Genomic DNA, 16,061 nt, shown 5'->3' on the forward strand with positions numbered 1-16,061 from the left:
CACAATGATAATAGACTGCCACGGACATTACACAACAGCGCCAGAGTCATTACAGCTTTTTAGAACAGCGCAAATTAAAGCATTTGAAGAGGGAAGAGCCCTTCCAGGCGTTCCCTATATTTCGGACGATGAAATTCGCGAAAGTATTGAAAAAAATCAGTTAAAATTACTTGATGAACGCGGCTTAGATATGACTATTTTTTCACCTCGTGCATCGGCTATGGCTCATCACGTAGGTAATGAGGAGGTATCAAAACAATGGACCTCAGCCTGTAACGATTTAATAGCGCGAGTTGTTGACTTATACCCTACGCGTTTTATAGGAGTGTGCCAATTACCACAATCGCCGGGAGTACCAATTGAAAATTCAGTTGCTGAGCTAGAGCGCTGTGTTAATGAATTAGGATTTGTTGGTTGTAATTTAAACCCTGACCCTTCTGGTGGTCATTGGACTTCAGCTCCGTTAACCGATCCGAGTTGGTTTCCACTTTATGAAAAAATGGTTGAGCTCGATGTTCCTGCAATGATCCATGTATCGGGCTCATGTAATCCAAATTTTCATGCGACGGGCGCGCATTATATGAATGCTGATACCACCGCATTCATGCAATTTTTACAAGGTGACTTGTTTAAAGAGTTTCCTGATTTACGGTTTATTATACCCCATGGTGGTGGAGCGGTGCCTTATCATTGGGGGCGTTATCGTGGATTGGCTGATATGATGAAGCAGCCACCACTTAACGAGCATGTTATGAAAAATGTATATTTTGATACCTGCGTTTATCATCAACCAGGCATAGATTTATTAGTAGACGTTATTGATACCAAAAATATTTTATTTGGCTCTGAAATGATTGGGGCTGTGCGTGGTATTGATCCGCAAACCGGACACTATTTTGATGATACTAAACGTTACATTGACACATTAGAAATATCGGCAGCAGACAAAAAAGCGATTTTTGAAGAGAATGCGCGTCGCGTATACCCACGCTTGGACGTCAAATTAAAAGGGATGGGTTTGTGAGTAAATTTATAATGGATGCCGATTGGCTTCATTGGCATCAATCGCCATCAAAACCTGGTTTTGAGTTACCCGAAGGTGCGGTTGATGCGCATTGTCATGTATTCGGCCCCGGCAATGAGTTTGGTTTTGCGCCCGAGCGTAAATACACACCGTGCGATGCATCAAAACAGCAGCTCTGGGATTTACGCGATTACTTAGGATTTAGTCGAAATGTTATTGTGCAAGCAACCTGTCATGGAGCTGACAACAATGCGATGGTAGATGCGCTTTTAGCATCAAATGGTTTAGCACGTGGTATTGCAACTATTAAAGAAGATATTAGCGAAGCCGAGCTTGATAAATTACATGCTGCAGGTGTACGCGGTGTACGTTTTAATTTTGTAAAGCGCCTAGTTGATGCCTTGCCATTTGACTCGTTAAAACGTATAGCTGATCGTATTGTTAAACGTAATTGGCACATTGTTATCTATTTTGAAAGCCAAGATTTGCCCGAGCTTTATGATTTTTTCACTAGTTTGCCAACGACATTAGTCGTTGACCATATGGGGCGCCCAGATGTTACTAAACCTGTTGAAGGCGAAGACTTTGCGTTGTTTTTACAGTTTATGCGTGAGAATGAAAATGTGTGGTCTAAAGTAAGTTGCCCTGAACGGATCTCTGCTGATGGTCCTGATAAAGGCTACCAAGACGTTGTTCCTTTTGCGCGTAAAGTCGTGGAAAGTTTTCCTGATCGTGTTTTATGGGGCACTGATTGGCCGCACCCAAATATGAAAAGCCACATGCCCGACGATGGTAAATTAGTGGACATGATTCCACTTTTTGCACCTACTGCTGAATTACAGAAAAAGTTATTAATTGATAATCCAATGCGTTTGTATTGGTCGAAATAAGGAATACATATGGCTATTAATAAACCTTACAAAGAGGTGCCAGGTACCATTATATTTGACGCCGATATGGCGCGTTTAGGTTTTCACTTAAATCAATTTTGCATGTCGTTGATGAAAGCGCCAAATCGGAAGAAATTTAAAGCAGGTGAGAAAGTCTACCTTGATGAGTGGCCAATGAGCGAAGCACAAAAAGAAGCGGTTATAGCACGTGATTACAACAGAATGATGAGCCTAGGCGGCAATATTTATTTTCTTGCAAAAATATTTTCTAGCGACGGTATTAGTTTTCAAGCCGCAGCATCAACGATGACGGGGATGACACAAGATGAATACGCGCAAATGATGCTATCAGGGGGTCGTGCACCCGACAGCAGTAATACATTAAAGAAAGGAAGTTAATCATGGCCAAAATAAATGCAGGTGTTGCTACATCACATGTTCCGGCTATTGGGGCTGCTATTGATAATGGCATAACAGATAATGAGTATTGGAAACCATTATTTGAGGGTTATGATTACGCTAAAGAGTGGATAAAAAAGCAAAAACCAGACGTTGTATTATTAGTATATAACGATCATGCAACCGCGTTTGACTCTAATTTAGTTCCTACCTTTGCGATTGCAACGGGTGAAGAGTTTAAGCCAGCCGATGAAGGATGGGGGCCACGTCCTGTGCCAAATGTAAAAGGCTATCCTGAATTTGCTTCACATATTGCTCAATCTGTTATTCAAGACGATTTTGACTTAACTGTCGTCAATACTTTAGATGTTGATCATGGCTTAACGGTCCCGTTATCACTGATGTTTGGTCAGCCTGAAAATTGGCCGTGTAAAGTTATTCCTATTGCAGTAAATGTAGTGCTTTATCCAACCCCATCTGGGCAGCGTTGTTACAATTTAGGTAAATCGTTACGTAAAGCTGTAGAAAGTTTTGATGAAGACCTGAATGTACAAATTTGGGGGACGGGCGGCATGAGCCATCAATTACAGGGACCGCGTGCAGGTTTAATTAATAAAGAATTTGATAATGCTTTTTTAGATGACATTGTTGATGATGCTGAAAACTTAGCCCTAAAACCACATCTTGAATACATTAACCTAGCTGGCTCTGAAGGCATTGAGCTTATTATGTGGCTCGTAATGCGTGGTGCGCTCAATGATGAGGTTGAATTAAAGAAGCGTCATTATCATGTACCCGCATCTAATACTGCTGTTGGTCATCTTGTTTTAGAAAATAAATAACCTGGAGAAATTTTATGAAAGTAATTGTTGTTGGACCAGGCGCATTTGGAATTAAGCACCTTGACGGTATTAAAAATATCGAGGGTGTTGAAGTGGTAGCACTTGTTGGTCGTACGCTAGAAAAAACTCAAAAAGTGGCTGATGAGTATGGCATTCCACAGGTTTTTACAAGCTTAAATGATGCGCTTAAAATTGATGCCGATGCAGTGATTTTATGCACACCCACTCAGCAACACGCTGCGCAATCTATCCAATGTATGGAAGCGGGTAAGCATGTGCAAGTTGAAATCCCATTAGCAGATAGCTGGGAAGATTCATTAAAAGTAGTTGAGGTACAAAAGCGCACGGGGCTGACCTGTATGGTTGGGCATACTCGCCGCTTTAATCCATCACATCAATGGGTTAATAATAAAATTTCGGCTGATGAGTTTAGTATTCAGCAAATGGATGTACAAACGTACTTTTTCCGTCGTAAAAATATCAATGCTAAAGGCGAGGCCCGGTCGTGGACTGATCACCTTTTATGGCACCACGCTGCGCACACTGTTGATTTATTTGCTTATCAAGCAGGCGCTAAAGTGGTTAAAGCGAATGCTATTCAGGGACCAATTCACCCAGAGCTTGGTATTGCTTTAGATATGTCTATTCAATTACTAGCTGAAAATGGTGCAATTTGTACCTTATCATTATCGTTTAACAATGATGGGCCTTTAGGAACATTTTTCCGCTATATTGGTGACACAGGAACATACATAGCACGCTATGATGATTTAGTGGATGGCAAAGAAAATGCGATTGATGTCTCCGCTGTTGATGTATCAATGAATGGTATTGAGCTGCAAGATAGAGAGTTTTTTACTGCTATAAAAGAAGGTCGCGAGCCTAACTCAAGTGTGGAGCAGGTACTTGATTGTTATCGGGTGCTTCACGACTTAGAGCAGCAATTAAATAATCAATAATTAATCGCAAAGGAGGGCGTATGAATAAGCGTAAAATTAATGGTCATAGCGTTAATCCAATTGGGTTGGGCTGTATGAACTTGAGCCATGCCTATGGGAGTCCTCCCTCAGATGAAGCTGCAATTAATTTATTACACGCAGCGATTGATTTAGGTGTTGAGCATTTTGATACTGCCGCTTTGTATGGATTTGGTAAAAATGAAGCCCTACTAGGTAAAGCTTTAGCTCCACACCGAGATAAAATTTTTTTGGCGAGCAAATGTGGTATGGCGGGCGTTAATGGCAAGCGTGTTATTGATGGGCGTCCACAAACGCTTCGATCAACAATAGAGGCGTCTTTAACTAGTCTAAATACAGAAGTTCTAGATTTATATTACTTACATCGTATGGATAAATCTGTGCCGATTGAGGAGAGTGTTGGCGAGCTCTCGCGCTTAGTTGGTGAAGGAAAAATTAAAGCAATTGGCTTATCTGAGGTATCAGCTGAGTCAATAATGCGAGCAAATAGCGTACATTCGATTGCAGCAGTGCAAACAGAGTATTCGTTATGGACGCGTAATCCTGAAATTGCAGTCCTCGAAACATGTAAGCATATAGGGGCTGCTTTTATTGCATTTTCACCATTAGCGAGAGGCTTCTTAACTGAGCAGGTTACCAGTCTAGAGGTACTAGTTGAAGGTGATATTAGACGTGGTATGCCACGCTTTAATGAACCTCATTTTAGCAAAAACAAGCAATTGTTAAGTGCATTAAAATCTATCGCACAAAGCACAAATTTAACACTGGCTCAATTGTGTTTAGCCTGGGTGCTTCATCAAGGTGAGCATGTTCATGTTATCCCTGGCACACAGAATAATGCACATTTAGCCGATAATGTAAGTGCTGAAAAAATTGTACTGTCAGCAGAGCAGTTAACGCAACTATCAGCTTTATTCTCACCGTTCTCAGTTAGTGGTCCGCGTTATCCTGAAGCAACTCAAGCGGAAATAGACACCGAAGAGTTTTAAATGTAGCAATTAAGGTTTTTCGTTTTGAGCTTATTACTAAATGATTTACTCACCCCGCTTTATGCGGGGATTTTAATTGCATCCGCTTTTTTTGGATCATTTATTACCGCCGCATTTGGTGCAGGAGGCGGGTTATTACTACTTCTTACAATGGCCTCAATGCTGCCTATGTCCATTGTTATTCCTGTTCATGGCCTTGTTCAGTTAGGCTCTAATGCGACTCGTGCAATAGCAACGTATAGATACATTGACCTAGATATGTTGGCTTATTTTTCAGTAGGGGGGCTGTTTGGTGCTGTGCTATCGACTACTGTAGTAACACAAATAGCACTTGAGCCGATGAAAATTGTGTTGGCAATATTTATTTTTTATTTGTTGTGGGGCCCAAAGCCTAAATTTAGTGGCACATCACCAAGCGTGCGCTTTATTGCAGGGTTAAGTACTGCCTTTCTCTCTGTATTTGTTGGCGCTAGCGGCCCAATTGTAAGCAGTTACTTGTATACAAACGAGTATGAAAAATTAAAATTTACGGCAACATTTTCAAGCTGTATGGCACTTCAGCATGTATTAAAAGCGGGAGTTTTTAGTGTTGTTGGATTTGCATTTTTTAATTGGCTGCCTTTAATTTTTTGCATGGTTGTCAGTGGTATGCTCGGAACGTTTATAGGTTTACATGTACTAAATAAGATTCCCACATCTAATTTTAAAAAGGGACTACGACTTATTTTGAGCTTTTTATCTCTGCATTTGATATGGCAAGGTGTCCGTTATTTTTTATAATTAGTAGAGATAATATAAATAATACCCCCTCGCTGTCACTCATTTTCAGCGAAGGGATATTAACAACCTATTTAATCTAAGTTCTGGTAAATTAAATTGCTTTAGCTAAGGCAATATGGGAGTCACGCATAATTGCAGAATGCTCAGATTTGTCGCCTCCTTCTATTTCAATTTGAGCAAGTCGACCTGAGTTTTCAACAACAAGCTTACAACGCTCCCAACGACGCTCTTTAAAAGCGGTTAGTGCGTGTTCTAACTGAGCATGCTTAGTTAGTTCATCAGCCAGTACAATAGCGTCTTCAATACCTATACATGCACCCGACGCTAAATGAGGTGTCGTTGCATGTACTGCATCGCCAATAAGTACGATTCGGTTTTTATGCCATGCTTCTTTAACTAATAGCCCTTCAAGTGGTCGGTAATCAATTTTAGAGTTTTCATTTAGGTGAGCATGTATTTCTTGTACTACCGGTGCTGGAAATTTGGCTACAAGTGCTTTTAATAAAGGTAAAAAGTCTTTTGGTTCAATATAATTATTTTCAATTTTATCCTCTGTAACAAACATATACATTTCGTTTTTCGACATAGGGTTAACCCCTACTTTAATATGTTCGCCTACCCACATTACCGTGTTATCAATGCCTTCAAGGCGAGGCAGTACGGCTCGCCATACACCTTGGCCTACAAATTTAGGCTTTTCAGCTTCAGGGAATGTGACTTGTCGTACTTTTGAGTACAAGCCATCAGCACCAATAATTAGGTCATATATTTTTGTTGTGCCATCGGTAAAGGTTACTGTTGCCCCATTTTCGTCTTGTTCAATAGATGAAAATGTACAGCCAAGCCTAACATTGGCATTGGTTTGTTTCGTTTTATTTGCCAAAATTTGTGCAAGTGCTGGTCGCATTATAGCGCCCGCTTTTGGAATATTAGCATTAGCCATTAATGGCGTTGGTATATGGGCCAGGTGCAAACCATGTGGGGCATATATATCTAACCCTTCATGGGCACTGCCTTTTGCTAAAAACTCTTCTAAAATTCCAAGTTGTTGAAAAGCTCGAATTGTAGCTCCACCTAAACTGATCCCAGCTCCTTCTGCTCGCCAGTTAGGATCAATTTCTACCAAATCGACAGCAATATTTTTTTTCTCAAGTTCGATGGCTGCCGACATACCAGAGAAGCCACCACCAATTATTAATACATTAGAAATACACGGGTTCATTTTAGAACTCCTTTATTGTTGTTATATCCACCCAAATTTCATTGTGTTGGTGAATATCTAATTCAATGTTTGTTAAGGCCTGATTTTTACATGGCCCTTGTGTGCAAATACCAGTGCTAATTTCGAATAAAGCGCCGTGAGCAGCACAGACTATTTGATCACTTTTTGAATCTAAGTATTTATCTTTTTTCCAAGGTAATGTGGTATCACCGTAGTGAGGACAGATATCTTTATAGCCATAATACTCCCCATTTTTATGAACTATAAAGAGGCTGTCGCGCCCTTGATTAAGAGGGTCAAAGCCTTTAGCTTGACCCTCTGTAATATCGCTTTTATAGGCGATAAATACTTTACTCATGATTACTCTGGTTTACCGGGAGGTGGGCCCATTGGTGCCCACTTTTCGCGGTACTGAAGCAAGAAAGCTTGCGAATTATCAGCACCCGGCATTGCTTCTCGTGCAGTCCATTCATCATCGTGTAAATCCATATCAGCATCATATTCAATGTTGCAGCCAAACGGACTTTTGAAGTACCAAAACCAGTTTGATCCGAATATATGACGCCCTGGCCCCCAAAAGCTTTGATAGCCTTTATTAACTAAGGCAGTACCTGCCTGAGAAACTTCTGTTGGTCCGCTCATATGAAAAGTGAAATGCTCAATACCTTGCATGTGTGGCGGGGTATTTATAAAAAATAATGTGTGGTGATCGTTGGTACCGGCAGGGCGCATAAAAGGACCTACATGGGTAAAACGATCCGTTGTAATAAAGCCTAAACGCTGTGCGTAAAAAGCTTCAGCTTTAACGGCATCCGGTACAAAATACACAACATGAGAAAGGCTACGAGGCTTTGCCTTGAAGTCTGTATTAATACCAATATTGTTTACAGCACGGTTGTTTTCACACCCTGGCGCGTTGACTTTTTCTGCTGGTAGATTCTCGAGCGATTGCCGTATGGTCACTTGAAAACCAATAACAAACCCTAAATCGTCAACAGATTCGATACTGCCATCGTCTAAAGTTGTTACTGTTCGGTCTTTTTCAAGCTCTGTTTTTAAAGCATCTATTGTATGCTGATCTTTTACACCGTAAATTGTTTTACGCAGCATTGAACCAGTAGCAAGAGGATTCGGTAATGAGCTGTCATCTGCTTTTTTAATCTCAATACCTGTGCCATCAAGAGCAACAAATCGTGTTTCAGTTTTTTGTGTTAAGCCATAATCTAGTGCGAACTGCTTACAACTCTCGGTGTCTTCAACACCAAAAACAAGCGTATCGGGGCCAATAATATTCATGGTGTGATCCTTATTGTTTTTTTAATTCGTTAAATGTTTCAGCTACCCAATCAGCTATGTACTGACCCGCGTTTGAACTGTTGTCGAAGCTAGAGTGCTGTACACCACCTTCTCGTTCTGTAAAGATTTTTAGCTCACGCTTAGGGCTATTGACTAGTTGCTCAAAGGTGCGCTCGGCCCATTTAAGTGGAATTTGCGAATCTTTAGCGCCGTGAGTGACTAAAAATGGCACTTTAATTTTTTCAATTTGACCATCAAGGTGGACGTTTTCAGCAATTTCCATGAAATCATCCATATTTTTTGCACCCCAAACCCATTGCACATGTGCCCAGTAATGAGGTACGGGGAAGTCACCTTCTTTTTCTAAGCGACGTTTTTGAACGTCACGCCAATCGTGGTTTGCACCCCATACACAGCCTAGGGCAAGTCTCGGTTCATTCGCTACCGCACGAGGGCAGTAATAGCCACCTAAAGAGACACCTTCCATGCCAATTAGCTTGCTATCTACTTCATCATGTTGTTCTAACCAATCAACAACAACACTTGCCCAATGCTCAGTGTCAAAACGAGCATGGAAGTCTTGTAGCTTTAACGCTTCACCTGTACCTGGTTGATCTAAAACAAGTGATGAAACGCCACGTTCTGCTAACCATTGTGGTAAACCAACGCGATATTTCATTTCCTTTGATGAATCTAGGCCGTTTATTTGTATAAGAATAGGGGCAGGGCCTTTAACGCCTTTGGCTTTGACATAAAGAGCACTAAGGTGTTTGCCTTCATAAGGAATTTCCACGCGTTCACAGTTTTCGTGACCCAGTTCGATTGATTTTTGAAAAAGCGAAAGTGAACGTTTATACAGCTCTGTTCTTCCCGAGGCGCCATGTGCTTGAATGCGTTCACAGGTTATAAGGTAGGTTGCAGCGCGATTATATTTGTACCCTGCAGAAAGTAGTCTGCCACGTTCTAGATCTTCTTCAGCAAGACCACATAGTTTATCGGCCATTTTAGCCCACGTGTCTCTAAATGCTTGAACGCCTTCTTTATCTGGTGATTTTGCAGCCTCTTGTAAAGGGCCACACATTTCTTCGATTTCGCCAATGCGAGCGCCCATTTCGATAGCTAAATTTACTGATAAATTCCATACATAATTCGTCGGGAAATACTTAAACATAATAACCTCTTAATAAATTAATGTGTTGTGCTCAACTACTTTTCTAGAAATGCGACAGCTCTGACAAAACCTGCTGAGGCATGTTTAATTTTGTAAGGAAAACATGAAACTAAAAAACCACTACTTGGTAGTGATGCTAAGTTTGCTAGCTTTTCCATTTGCCCATAACCAATGTCGCGACCCGCTTTATGGCCTTCCCAAATGATTGATGGGTCGCCGCTTTCTTCGAAACGTTGTTTAGTGAATTTAAAAGGAGCATCCCAGCTCCAAGCGTCGGTACCCACAACTTTTATACCGCGCTCTAAAAGATACAAGGTGGCTTCGCGGCCCATACCAACACCAGCATCAAGGTAACCAGGCTTACCGTAAACAGAGCCTGCACGGGTATTGACTAAAACGATGTCTAACGGCGATAAGGTGTGATTAATTCGGGCTAGCTCTTTTTCAACGTCTAGGGCAGTAATTACATAACCATCAGGGAAATCTCTAAAATCTAATTTAACACCGCGTTGAAAACACCACTCCAAGGGCAACTCATCAATACCAAAGGCTGGTTTTCCACCATCTGTGGTAGAGGCATAGTGCCATGGTGCGTCCATGTGAGTGCCACTATGAGTGGTGATCTCTAAACGTTCAGCCGCCCACGATTCATTTCCTGGGAGTTGATCTTTTTTTAAACCAGGGAACATTGATGACATTTCTGGCCAACCTTGTTGGTGGTCGGTATACTCGATTTTTGGTAATAATGGCGGTGGATCGGTATAGGGGTTATTCTCAAGCGTTACCGATAAATCGATTAATGTGTATTGTGATGGATTAAACATGTGTATTCTCCATTATGGCTTCTTGTTTTATATCTCCAAATATTGACTTGCCCTGCGAATCTAGTACTCGCATATGAACTGTTTCGCCAGATTGTAAAAAGTCTGTTTGTGGTTTGCCTGTGGCAATCATTTCCTTAGCACGTAGCTCTGAGATACAGGCTTGTCCTTTACTAATATCTGCGTTAGAAACAGTACCTGAGCCAAACACGGTGCCCGCTTTAATAGGGCGAGTTTTAGCGACATGGGCAATTAATTCATGAAAACCAAAAAACATCTCTGTGCCATCAGGCGCACCAAACCATTTGTCGTTACGGTAAACTTCTAGTGGCAGTGAAATACGACCATTACGCCAGTTTTCACCAAGCTCATCAGGGGTAATAGCAAATGGTGCGAAGCTGGTAGGGCCTTTAGCTTGTACAAAGCCAAAACCTGTTTTCATTTCTCTTGGCCCGAGTGCGCGATAGCTGATGTCGTTAAGCATGACTATTAGACGTATTTTCTCAAGTGCAAACTCTGGACTACTCCCCATTGGGATGTCACCGACCATCACGCCAAATTCGCCCTCAAAATCAAGACCAACTTCGTTACTTGGAGCTGCAATTTTATCATTAGCGCTAAGAAAGCTATCGCCAGCACCTTGATAAACAAGTGGATAAATATCAGCATCTTCGATTGGGTCCAGATGAAATGCTTGCTGCATCAACACGCCATGATTTAAAAAAAGTGAACCGTCTAACCATTGCCAACTACGTGGTAAAGGGGCCATTAATTGAGTGTTACACACTTTATTAATGCCTGTTAGCTCAAGTGCGTTAAGTGCCTCGTAGCGAAGTAAAAGCTTATCTTGTATAGCAGGCCATAAATCTAGTGCCTCTTGGAGCGTGCCGGCTAGGTCGCTAATGTCTACGTAGTCAGTTAGATCCTTTGAGACTAATACAAGCTGACCATCTGGTTTTGAATTATTAATTGTTGCAAATTTCATTGTGTGTCCGCAGATGTTGTTAAACTTTGGTTTAAGTCATATTAATACTTCATTTGCAATTGATGAAATTGAATGTTTAGATAGGTTGTATCAATAATTTTAATACTTAAAAATAATCAAAATTTAAAAATCAGCAGTGGGCCAATGTTATGAGATTTGAGCATTTAGATTTAAATTTACTGGTTGCATTAGATGTTTTACTAGAAGAAAAAAACATAACCAAAAGCGCTAAGAGACTGCATTTATCGCAGTCTGCTATGAGCAGTATTTTGGGTAGAGCACGTGCCTTTTTCGAGGATGACTTGTTGGTGCAAGTTGGTAAAACTATGCAACCGACCCCTTTTGCGCTTGAAGTTCAAGTACCAATTACTGAAGTACTGACAACCATTAGAGGCGGGATTATTGGTAAGCGATTTAATGATCCATTAAAAAGTGAACGTCATTTCAAAATTGTTGCATCGGATTATGTTATTCAAGTTCTGTTTTCTAGTATTTTAACCGAGCTTGCTACGTTAGCTCCATTATTGACGTTTGAGTTTTTATCGCCGTTTTCGCATGAAGTTAATATACTTACCAAAGGAGGAGCCGATTTATTTATAGCACCGGAATCGGTAATGCTTGATGGTTACCCTAGTTCATTACTTATGGTTGATGAACTTGCATGTGTAGTCGATATGGATAACAAGTTAGTTGCTGGTGATGTAATTTCAGCTGAACAAGTTGGCAGTATGGGGCATGTGTCGGTAGGTTTTGCACGAACAAGTCATTTAAGTATTGAAACATGGTTAACGGAGACGATGGGAGGAAGTCGAAAAGTTGATATTATTACAAATGACTTTTCTACTATGATTTATACTTTGAAGGGGACTCAACGCGTAGCTATTTTACCCAAAAAGTTTGCCAATATACACGCACAAAAGCATGGTTTAAAGGTCGTTTCATTTCCCTTTGATACACCCCTTTTAGTTGAATCAATGATGTGGCACCCTACACTTAATAACGACCCTATACACCGGTGGTTAAGAGAAAAAGTAATTTCTACTGCACAAAACTTATAAAAAAGTCGCCTTAATAGGCGACTTATAGTTTTATATAATTAGGTCAGTGCTTTAATTCATACCGATTCAAATCTTGAGCTATTGATATCGTCCCTTTGTATTCACCTTGCACTTGCTTGGTATAAAAGTCGATTTCCTCTGAAGTATCTAACCCTGGCGCCATATGAGTAATGACGAGTTTTTTTACGTCTGCTGCTTTAGCCAGCTCACCGACCTGCTGAGGAGATAAGTGATGCTTTGAAAGGTGCCTATGAATACCTTTAAATTTTTTCTCTGGCATACGAGGATTCGTTTTCTTAATTTGATTAACGGTATGATCAATATCCATCATCTCACTAACTAATAAATCAACGCCGTTTGCGAGTTTTTCTACGGCCTTACTAGGGCCCGTGTCACCAGTGTAAACAGCAGTATAACCATCATCCAGTGTAAACTTAAACGATAAAGCTTGAAACTTGTTCCATTCGTCACTGCCTTTTGGCCAGCTATAATGAGTGTTTCTAATTACATTTAGGGTAAAGTCATCAAATTTAATATCTGAGCCATCTTGAACCTCAATTACTTTAATATTGTTATTTGCAGGAGCTGGAACTTGACCAGGAACACCATAATGACCTAATGCACCGTAAGTCATGTATTTAAAAATACCATCAACGGTTTGCTGAGTACCTGGCGGGCCATATATAACAAGCTCATTATTAGCACTTGTTTGCCACCTTAAGCTAATAATTGCAGGCAAACCACCTGTGTGATCAAAGTGAAGGTGACTTAAAAATATAGCATCCACATCCTTTATATTAAGTCCTGCTTTTGCTAATTGCCCTGCAGTTCCATCACCCGCATCTACTAAATAGGTATTACCATTAACAAGCATCGCATTAGCTGGTTGAGAGTGTTTTGCATTAGGAATAGGGCCTGCCATCGTACCTAGAGTTATCCACTCATTTTTTGTTTCGCTTGCGTTACCGTTAAACGTAAATGCTAAACAGCCTATAGATAGAAATAAATTAAATAAAATACTACTTTTTTTCATTGTGTGTGCTCTCTTAATAGAAGTCATATTTAAATGTAATGCCGTATGTTCTTGGTTTTTCATAGGTTGATACCATGGTGTTGCCACCATTAGCAAATAACTGTGATGTTGCTTTTATCTCTTCGTCAGTTATGTTTCTCACATATGCGAGAATTGACCACTTATCATTTGCTGAAAATAATTGCATAGAAGTGTCTAAGGTAATAACATCTTCAGCACGCTGTGATGGTAAGAAGTCAAAGCCAACCCAACGTTCGTCGCGGTAACGAGCATCAAAAGACACCGATGCCGAATAACCATTATTAAACTCTAAGTAATGGTTAATACTTGCAGTTAAAGAAAGTGATGGCGAGTTTCTGCCTTCCTTACCTGAACAGTTGACATTATATGTGGGCTCCCCATCAGTCATGCTTATTACCGTTGTGTCACAACCAGTCACAACATTTACAGCTTCGTCTGGCGTTTTTTGAAGGTAACTAAACTCTTCAATCTCATTTTTTAGGTATTGAATATTACCTTTGATTCGTGTTGCTTCAGTCAGTTGATAAAGAATATCAACTTCAACGCCTTTAATACTTGATTGACCTATATTTTCAGTAAAGAATGCAGAATTACCATTACCATCAATACCAAAGTGACTTGCCTGTTGATCTTCATAATCCCAAATAAATGCCTCAGCATTGATTTGTAAATAATTATCTAAAAATCTATTTTTAGAACCAAATGTCCATGCATTTATATACTCAGGTAAAAACTCTTCACGACCTGCTGTTGGACTAAACCCTCCTGAACGATAGCCTGTTTCGTAACTAGTGTAGAGTAAATTACTATCAGCAATATCGTATTCTATTGCTGCTCGATACGTTATTTCGTCATTTTCTTGAACACGGTCAATTTGTGTTTGGTTAATGAAAAGCAAGTTTGCACGCAGGTTATCTGGCGCACCAGGAAACAACGGAATTTGGCCATACGGAACAGGACCTCGATTAGCTATAGGAGCTCCTTCTGGCAAATCCGTTGGATCAATAGATGCAATTGTTTCTTCAACAGTTGCACCAACAGGAATAACTGGCGCACCGTCACAATTAGGGATTTCTGGTCCGCCAGGGTAGGCTGGTAAATCTCTAATACATAAATTTAGAAATACATCCGCTTGTCCCTTAAATTCTTTTTTATCTTTGGTCCAACGCACAGCACCAACGAGTCTAAGATCATCAGAGATGTGATATTTACCATGAACAAAAAACGCGGTTGACTTTGTACTGGAGTTTTCAATATCTTGCGTTGATTGCAAGCTGTATTGGTTAAATGAGGCTAGACCATCAACTTTTTCATCAAAGTAAAAGCCACCCATAATTAAATCAAGCGCCCCTACGGTTGTAGAGAAACGAGCTTCTAAACTAGATTGCTGGTGATTTTCTTGATTAATAGCTGCTTGGAAAGCGGGATTATTAAATAAAACGTCAACCGTATTCTCTCTATAAGCCGGAATAATTGTTAGATCACCCAATGATGTTGCAACGTTTAACTCTGCCGACACCCCCATATACTCGTTGTCTATATAAGGGTCATATAGGGGAGTGATAGAAGTAAATGCTGGCGAGGTTATTTGGCCTGTGTAGTATTCAACTGCAGCTGGTGTACCTGGGCCTGTATGAGGAGCTGATACGTTATCTGGAGCAGGATTGAAGTTGTAACCTGGAATATTTTTTGGGTGGTTATTACTTCCTTGGAGTGGGAATCCGTAACTACCTTCAAATGAAGGTGAATTACCATTGCCTTTTGTTGTTGAGTAATCTGCAGTGACGGTAAGGTTTACATCTTCTGAAAACTCACCAAATAAACGTGCGCGGAATGCGGTATCATCTGTTGCCGCTGTACCATCATCGTTGTAGCCGTCATTTTTAGTTTTGCCAATCGCAAAACGAGCTGCCCAGTCATCGCTTATTGGTAAATTGACAGCACCAGAAGCTGTTATTGTTCCATAGTTAGCAGCACCAATAGAAATATTGCCAAATGTCTCACCAAGTTCAGGTTTTGTTGAAATAACATTGATCGCACCCGCTGTTGCATTTCGGCCATAAAGAGTGCCCTGAGGTCCCTTTAAAACCTCTATACGTTCTACATCTAAAAATGATGCCGTTGTGGCTGTTGGGCGCCCTAAAAATACACCGTCTACGTTAAATGCTAAAGCAGCATCTGTGTATGCATTTACAGCAAAGTTACCAACGCCTCTGACAAAAAATACAGTATTAGAGCCGCCACCAGAGACAACATTGAGTGCAGGTGATATTTTATTAAGCCCTGTTGCATCGGTAACACCGATGCGTGATAGTTCTTTACCTGTTGCGGCATCAATAGGTACAGCCACATCTTGTAAACTTTCTGTTTTTCTAAGTGCTGTAACCGTTATTAACTCAATACCACTATCTGCTTTAGGTTCTGTAGTTTTTTCGGCAGTTTGAGCCGAAATAGCTAAAGGTGCTAAACATGCAGTCAGAATACATGAACGTAAATACGATTTGTTCATAGTTCTATCCTTATAATTGTGTGTGTAAAAGCGTTTTACTAATA

General features: G+C 40.5%; 16 protein-coding genes. 8 read left to right on the forward strand and 8 right to left on the reverse strand.

What is annotated here, in order from left to right; genetic code table 11:
• Nucleotides 1-4: 4 nt before the first annotated feature.
• From H5160_RS12375 to H5160_RS12405, 7 genes are read left to right on the forward strand one after another with little or no spacing between them, the layout of a single operon-like run.
• Complete coding sequence (locus tag H5160_RS12375; RefSeq protein ID WP_182737643.1) at nt 5-1,024, forward strand: amidohydrolase family protein; 1,020 nt, start codon at nt 5-7, stop codon at nt 1,022-1,024.
• Nucleotides 1,021-1,914 carry an amidohydrolase family protein gene (locus H5160_RS12380; protein ID WP_310735995.1) on the forward strand — a complete coding sequence of 298 codons (894 nt, stop codon included), beginning with the start codon at nt 1,021-1,023 and terminating at the stop codon, nt 1,912-1,914. Before H5160_RS12375 ends, H5160_RS12380 begins: the two co-directional genes overlap by 4 nt.
• Nucleotides 1,915-1,923: 9 nt before the next feature.
• Entirely contained in the window at nt 1,924-2,313 is a 390-nt protein-coding gene (gene ligA, locus H5160_RS12385) for a protocatechuate 4,5-dioxygenase subunit alpha (RefSeq protein ID WP_154903787.1), read from the forward strand.
• Nucleotides 2,314-2,315: 2 nt separating this feature from the next.
• Nucleotides 2,316-3,155, forward strand: a complete 840-nt coding sequence (locus H5160_RS12390) for a class III extradiol dioxygenase subunit beta (RefSeq protein WP_154903788.1) — start codon at nt 2,316-2,318, stop codon at nt 3,153-3,155.
• 14 nt (nt 3,156-3,169) lie between these two features.
• Complete coding sequence (locus tag H5160_RS12395) at nt 3,170-4,114, forward strand: Gfo/Idh/MocA family oxidoreductase (protein WP_182720880.1); 945 nt, start codon at nt 3,170-3,172, stop codon at nt 4,112-4,114.
• Nucleotides 4,115-4,134: 20 nt separating this feature from the next.
• Nucleotides 4,135-5,121 (forward strand): aldo/keto reductase, encoded by a 987-nt coding sequence (locus H5160_RS12400; RefSeq protein WP_182734037.1) that lies wholly within the window; start codon nt 4,135-4,137, stop codon nt 5,119-5,121.
• Between the two features lie 24 nt (nt 5,122-5,145).
• Nucleotides 5,146-5,901 (forward strand): sulfite exporter TauE/SafE family protein, encoded by a 756-nt coding sequence (locus H5160_RS12405; RefSeq protein ID WP_182737645.1) that lies wholly within the window; start codon nt 5,146-5,148, stop codon nt 5,899-5,901.
• Between the two features lie 91 nt (nt 5,902-5,992).
• Here H5160_RS12405 and H5160_RS12410 read toward each other — a convergent pair whose 3' ends face one another.
• The 6 genes from H5160_RS12410 to H5160_RS12435 are packed head-to-tail and all read right to left on the reverse strand — an operon-like array spanning nt 5,993 to nt 11,396.
• Nucleotides 5,993-7,123 (reverse strand): FAD-dependent oxidoreductase, encoded by a 1,131-nt coding sequence (locus tag H5160_RS12410; RefSeq protein ID WP_182737646.1) that lies wholly within the window; start codon nt 7,121-7,123, stop codon nt 5,993-5,995.
• 1 nt (nt 7,124) lies between these two features.
• Nucleotides 7,125-7,481 carry a Rieske (2Fe-2S) protein gene (locus tag H5160_RS12415; protein ID WP_182695759.1) on the reverse strand — a complete coding sequence of 119 codons (357 nt, stop codon included), beginning with the start codon at nt 7,479-7,481 and terminating at the stop codon, nt 7,125-7,127.
• A gap of 2 nt (nt 7,482-7,483) precedes the next feature.
• A complete protein-coding gene (locus H5160_RS12420) occupies nt 7,484-8,419 on the reverse strand; it encodes a VOC family protein (RefSeq protein ID WP_154902988.1) in 936 nt (311 codons plus the stop codon).
• A gap of 10 nt (nt 8,420-8,429) precedes the next feature.
• On the reverse strand, nt 8,430-9,590 hold the full coding sequence (locus H5160_RS12425) for a S9 family peptidase (RefSeq protein WP_154902989.1): 1,161 nt from the start codon (nt 9,588-9,590) through the stop codon (nt 8,430-8,432).
• A gap of 35 nt (nt 9,591-9,625) precedes the next feature.
• Complete coding sequence (locus H5160_RS12430) at nt 9,626-10,414, reverse strand: cyclase family protein (RefSeq protein WP_154902990.1); 789 nt, start codon at nt 10,412-10,414, stop codon at nt 9,626-9,628.
• Nucleotides 10,407-11,396 (reverse strand): fumarylacetoacetate hydrolase family protein, encoded by a 990-nt coding sequence (locus H5160_RS12435; protein ID WP_182716392.1) that lies wholly within the window; start codon nt 11,394-11,396, stop codon nt 10,407-10,409. The genes H5160_RS12430 and H5160_RS12435 overlap by 8 nt, the downstream gene beginning before the upstream one ends.
• Before the next feature lie 149 nt (nt 11,397-11,545).
• On the opposite strand from H5160_RS12435, the gene H5160_RS12440 reads away from it, so the two are divergent.
• A complete protein-coding gene (locus tag H5160_RS12440) occupies nt 11,546-12,454 on the forward strand; it encodes a LysR family transcriptional regulator (protein WP_154902992.1) in 909 nt (302 codons plus the stop codon).
• 43 nt (nt 12,455-12,497) lie between these two features.
• Here the strand turns inward: H5160_RS12440 and H5160_RS12445 are convergent, their stop codons facing one another.
• Nucleotides 12,498-13,487: an MBL fold metallo-hydrolase gene (locus H5160_RS12445; RefSeq protein ID WP_182695754.1), complete on the reverse strand. Its 990-nt coding sequence runs from the start codon at nt 13,485-13,487 to the stop codon at nt 12,498-12,500.
• 13 nt (nt 13,488-13,500) lie between these two features.
• Complete coding sequence (locus H5160_RS12450; protein WP_182737647.1) at nt 13,501-16,017, reverse strand: TonB-dependent receptor; 2,517 nt, start codon at nt 16,015-16,017, stop codon at nt 13,501-13,503.
• Nucleotides 16,018-16,061 lie beyond the last annotated feature (44 nt).

Origin of the sequence: Pseudoalteromonas sp. SG43-4 (assembly GCF_014164325.1) — a bacterium.
Lineage (GTDB): Bacteria > Pseudomonadota > Gammaproteobacteria > Enterobacterales > Alteromonadaceae > Pseudoalteromonas > Pseudoalteromonas distincta.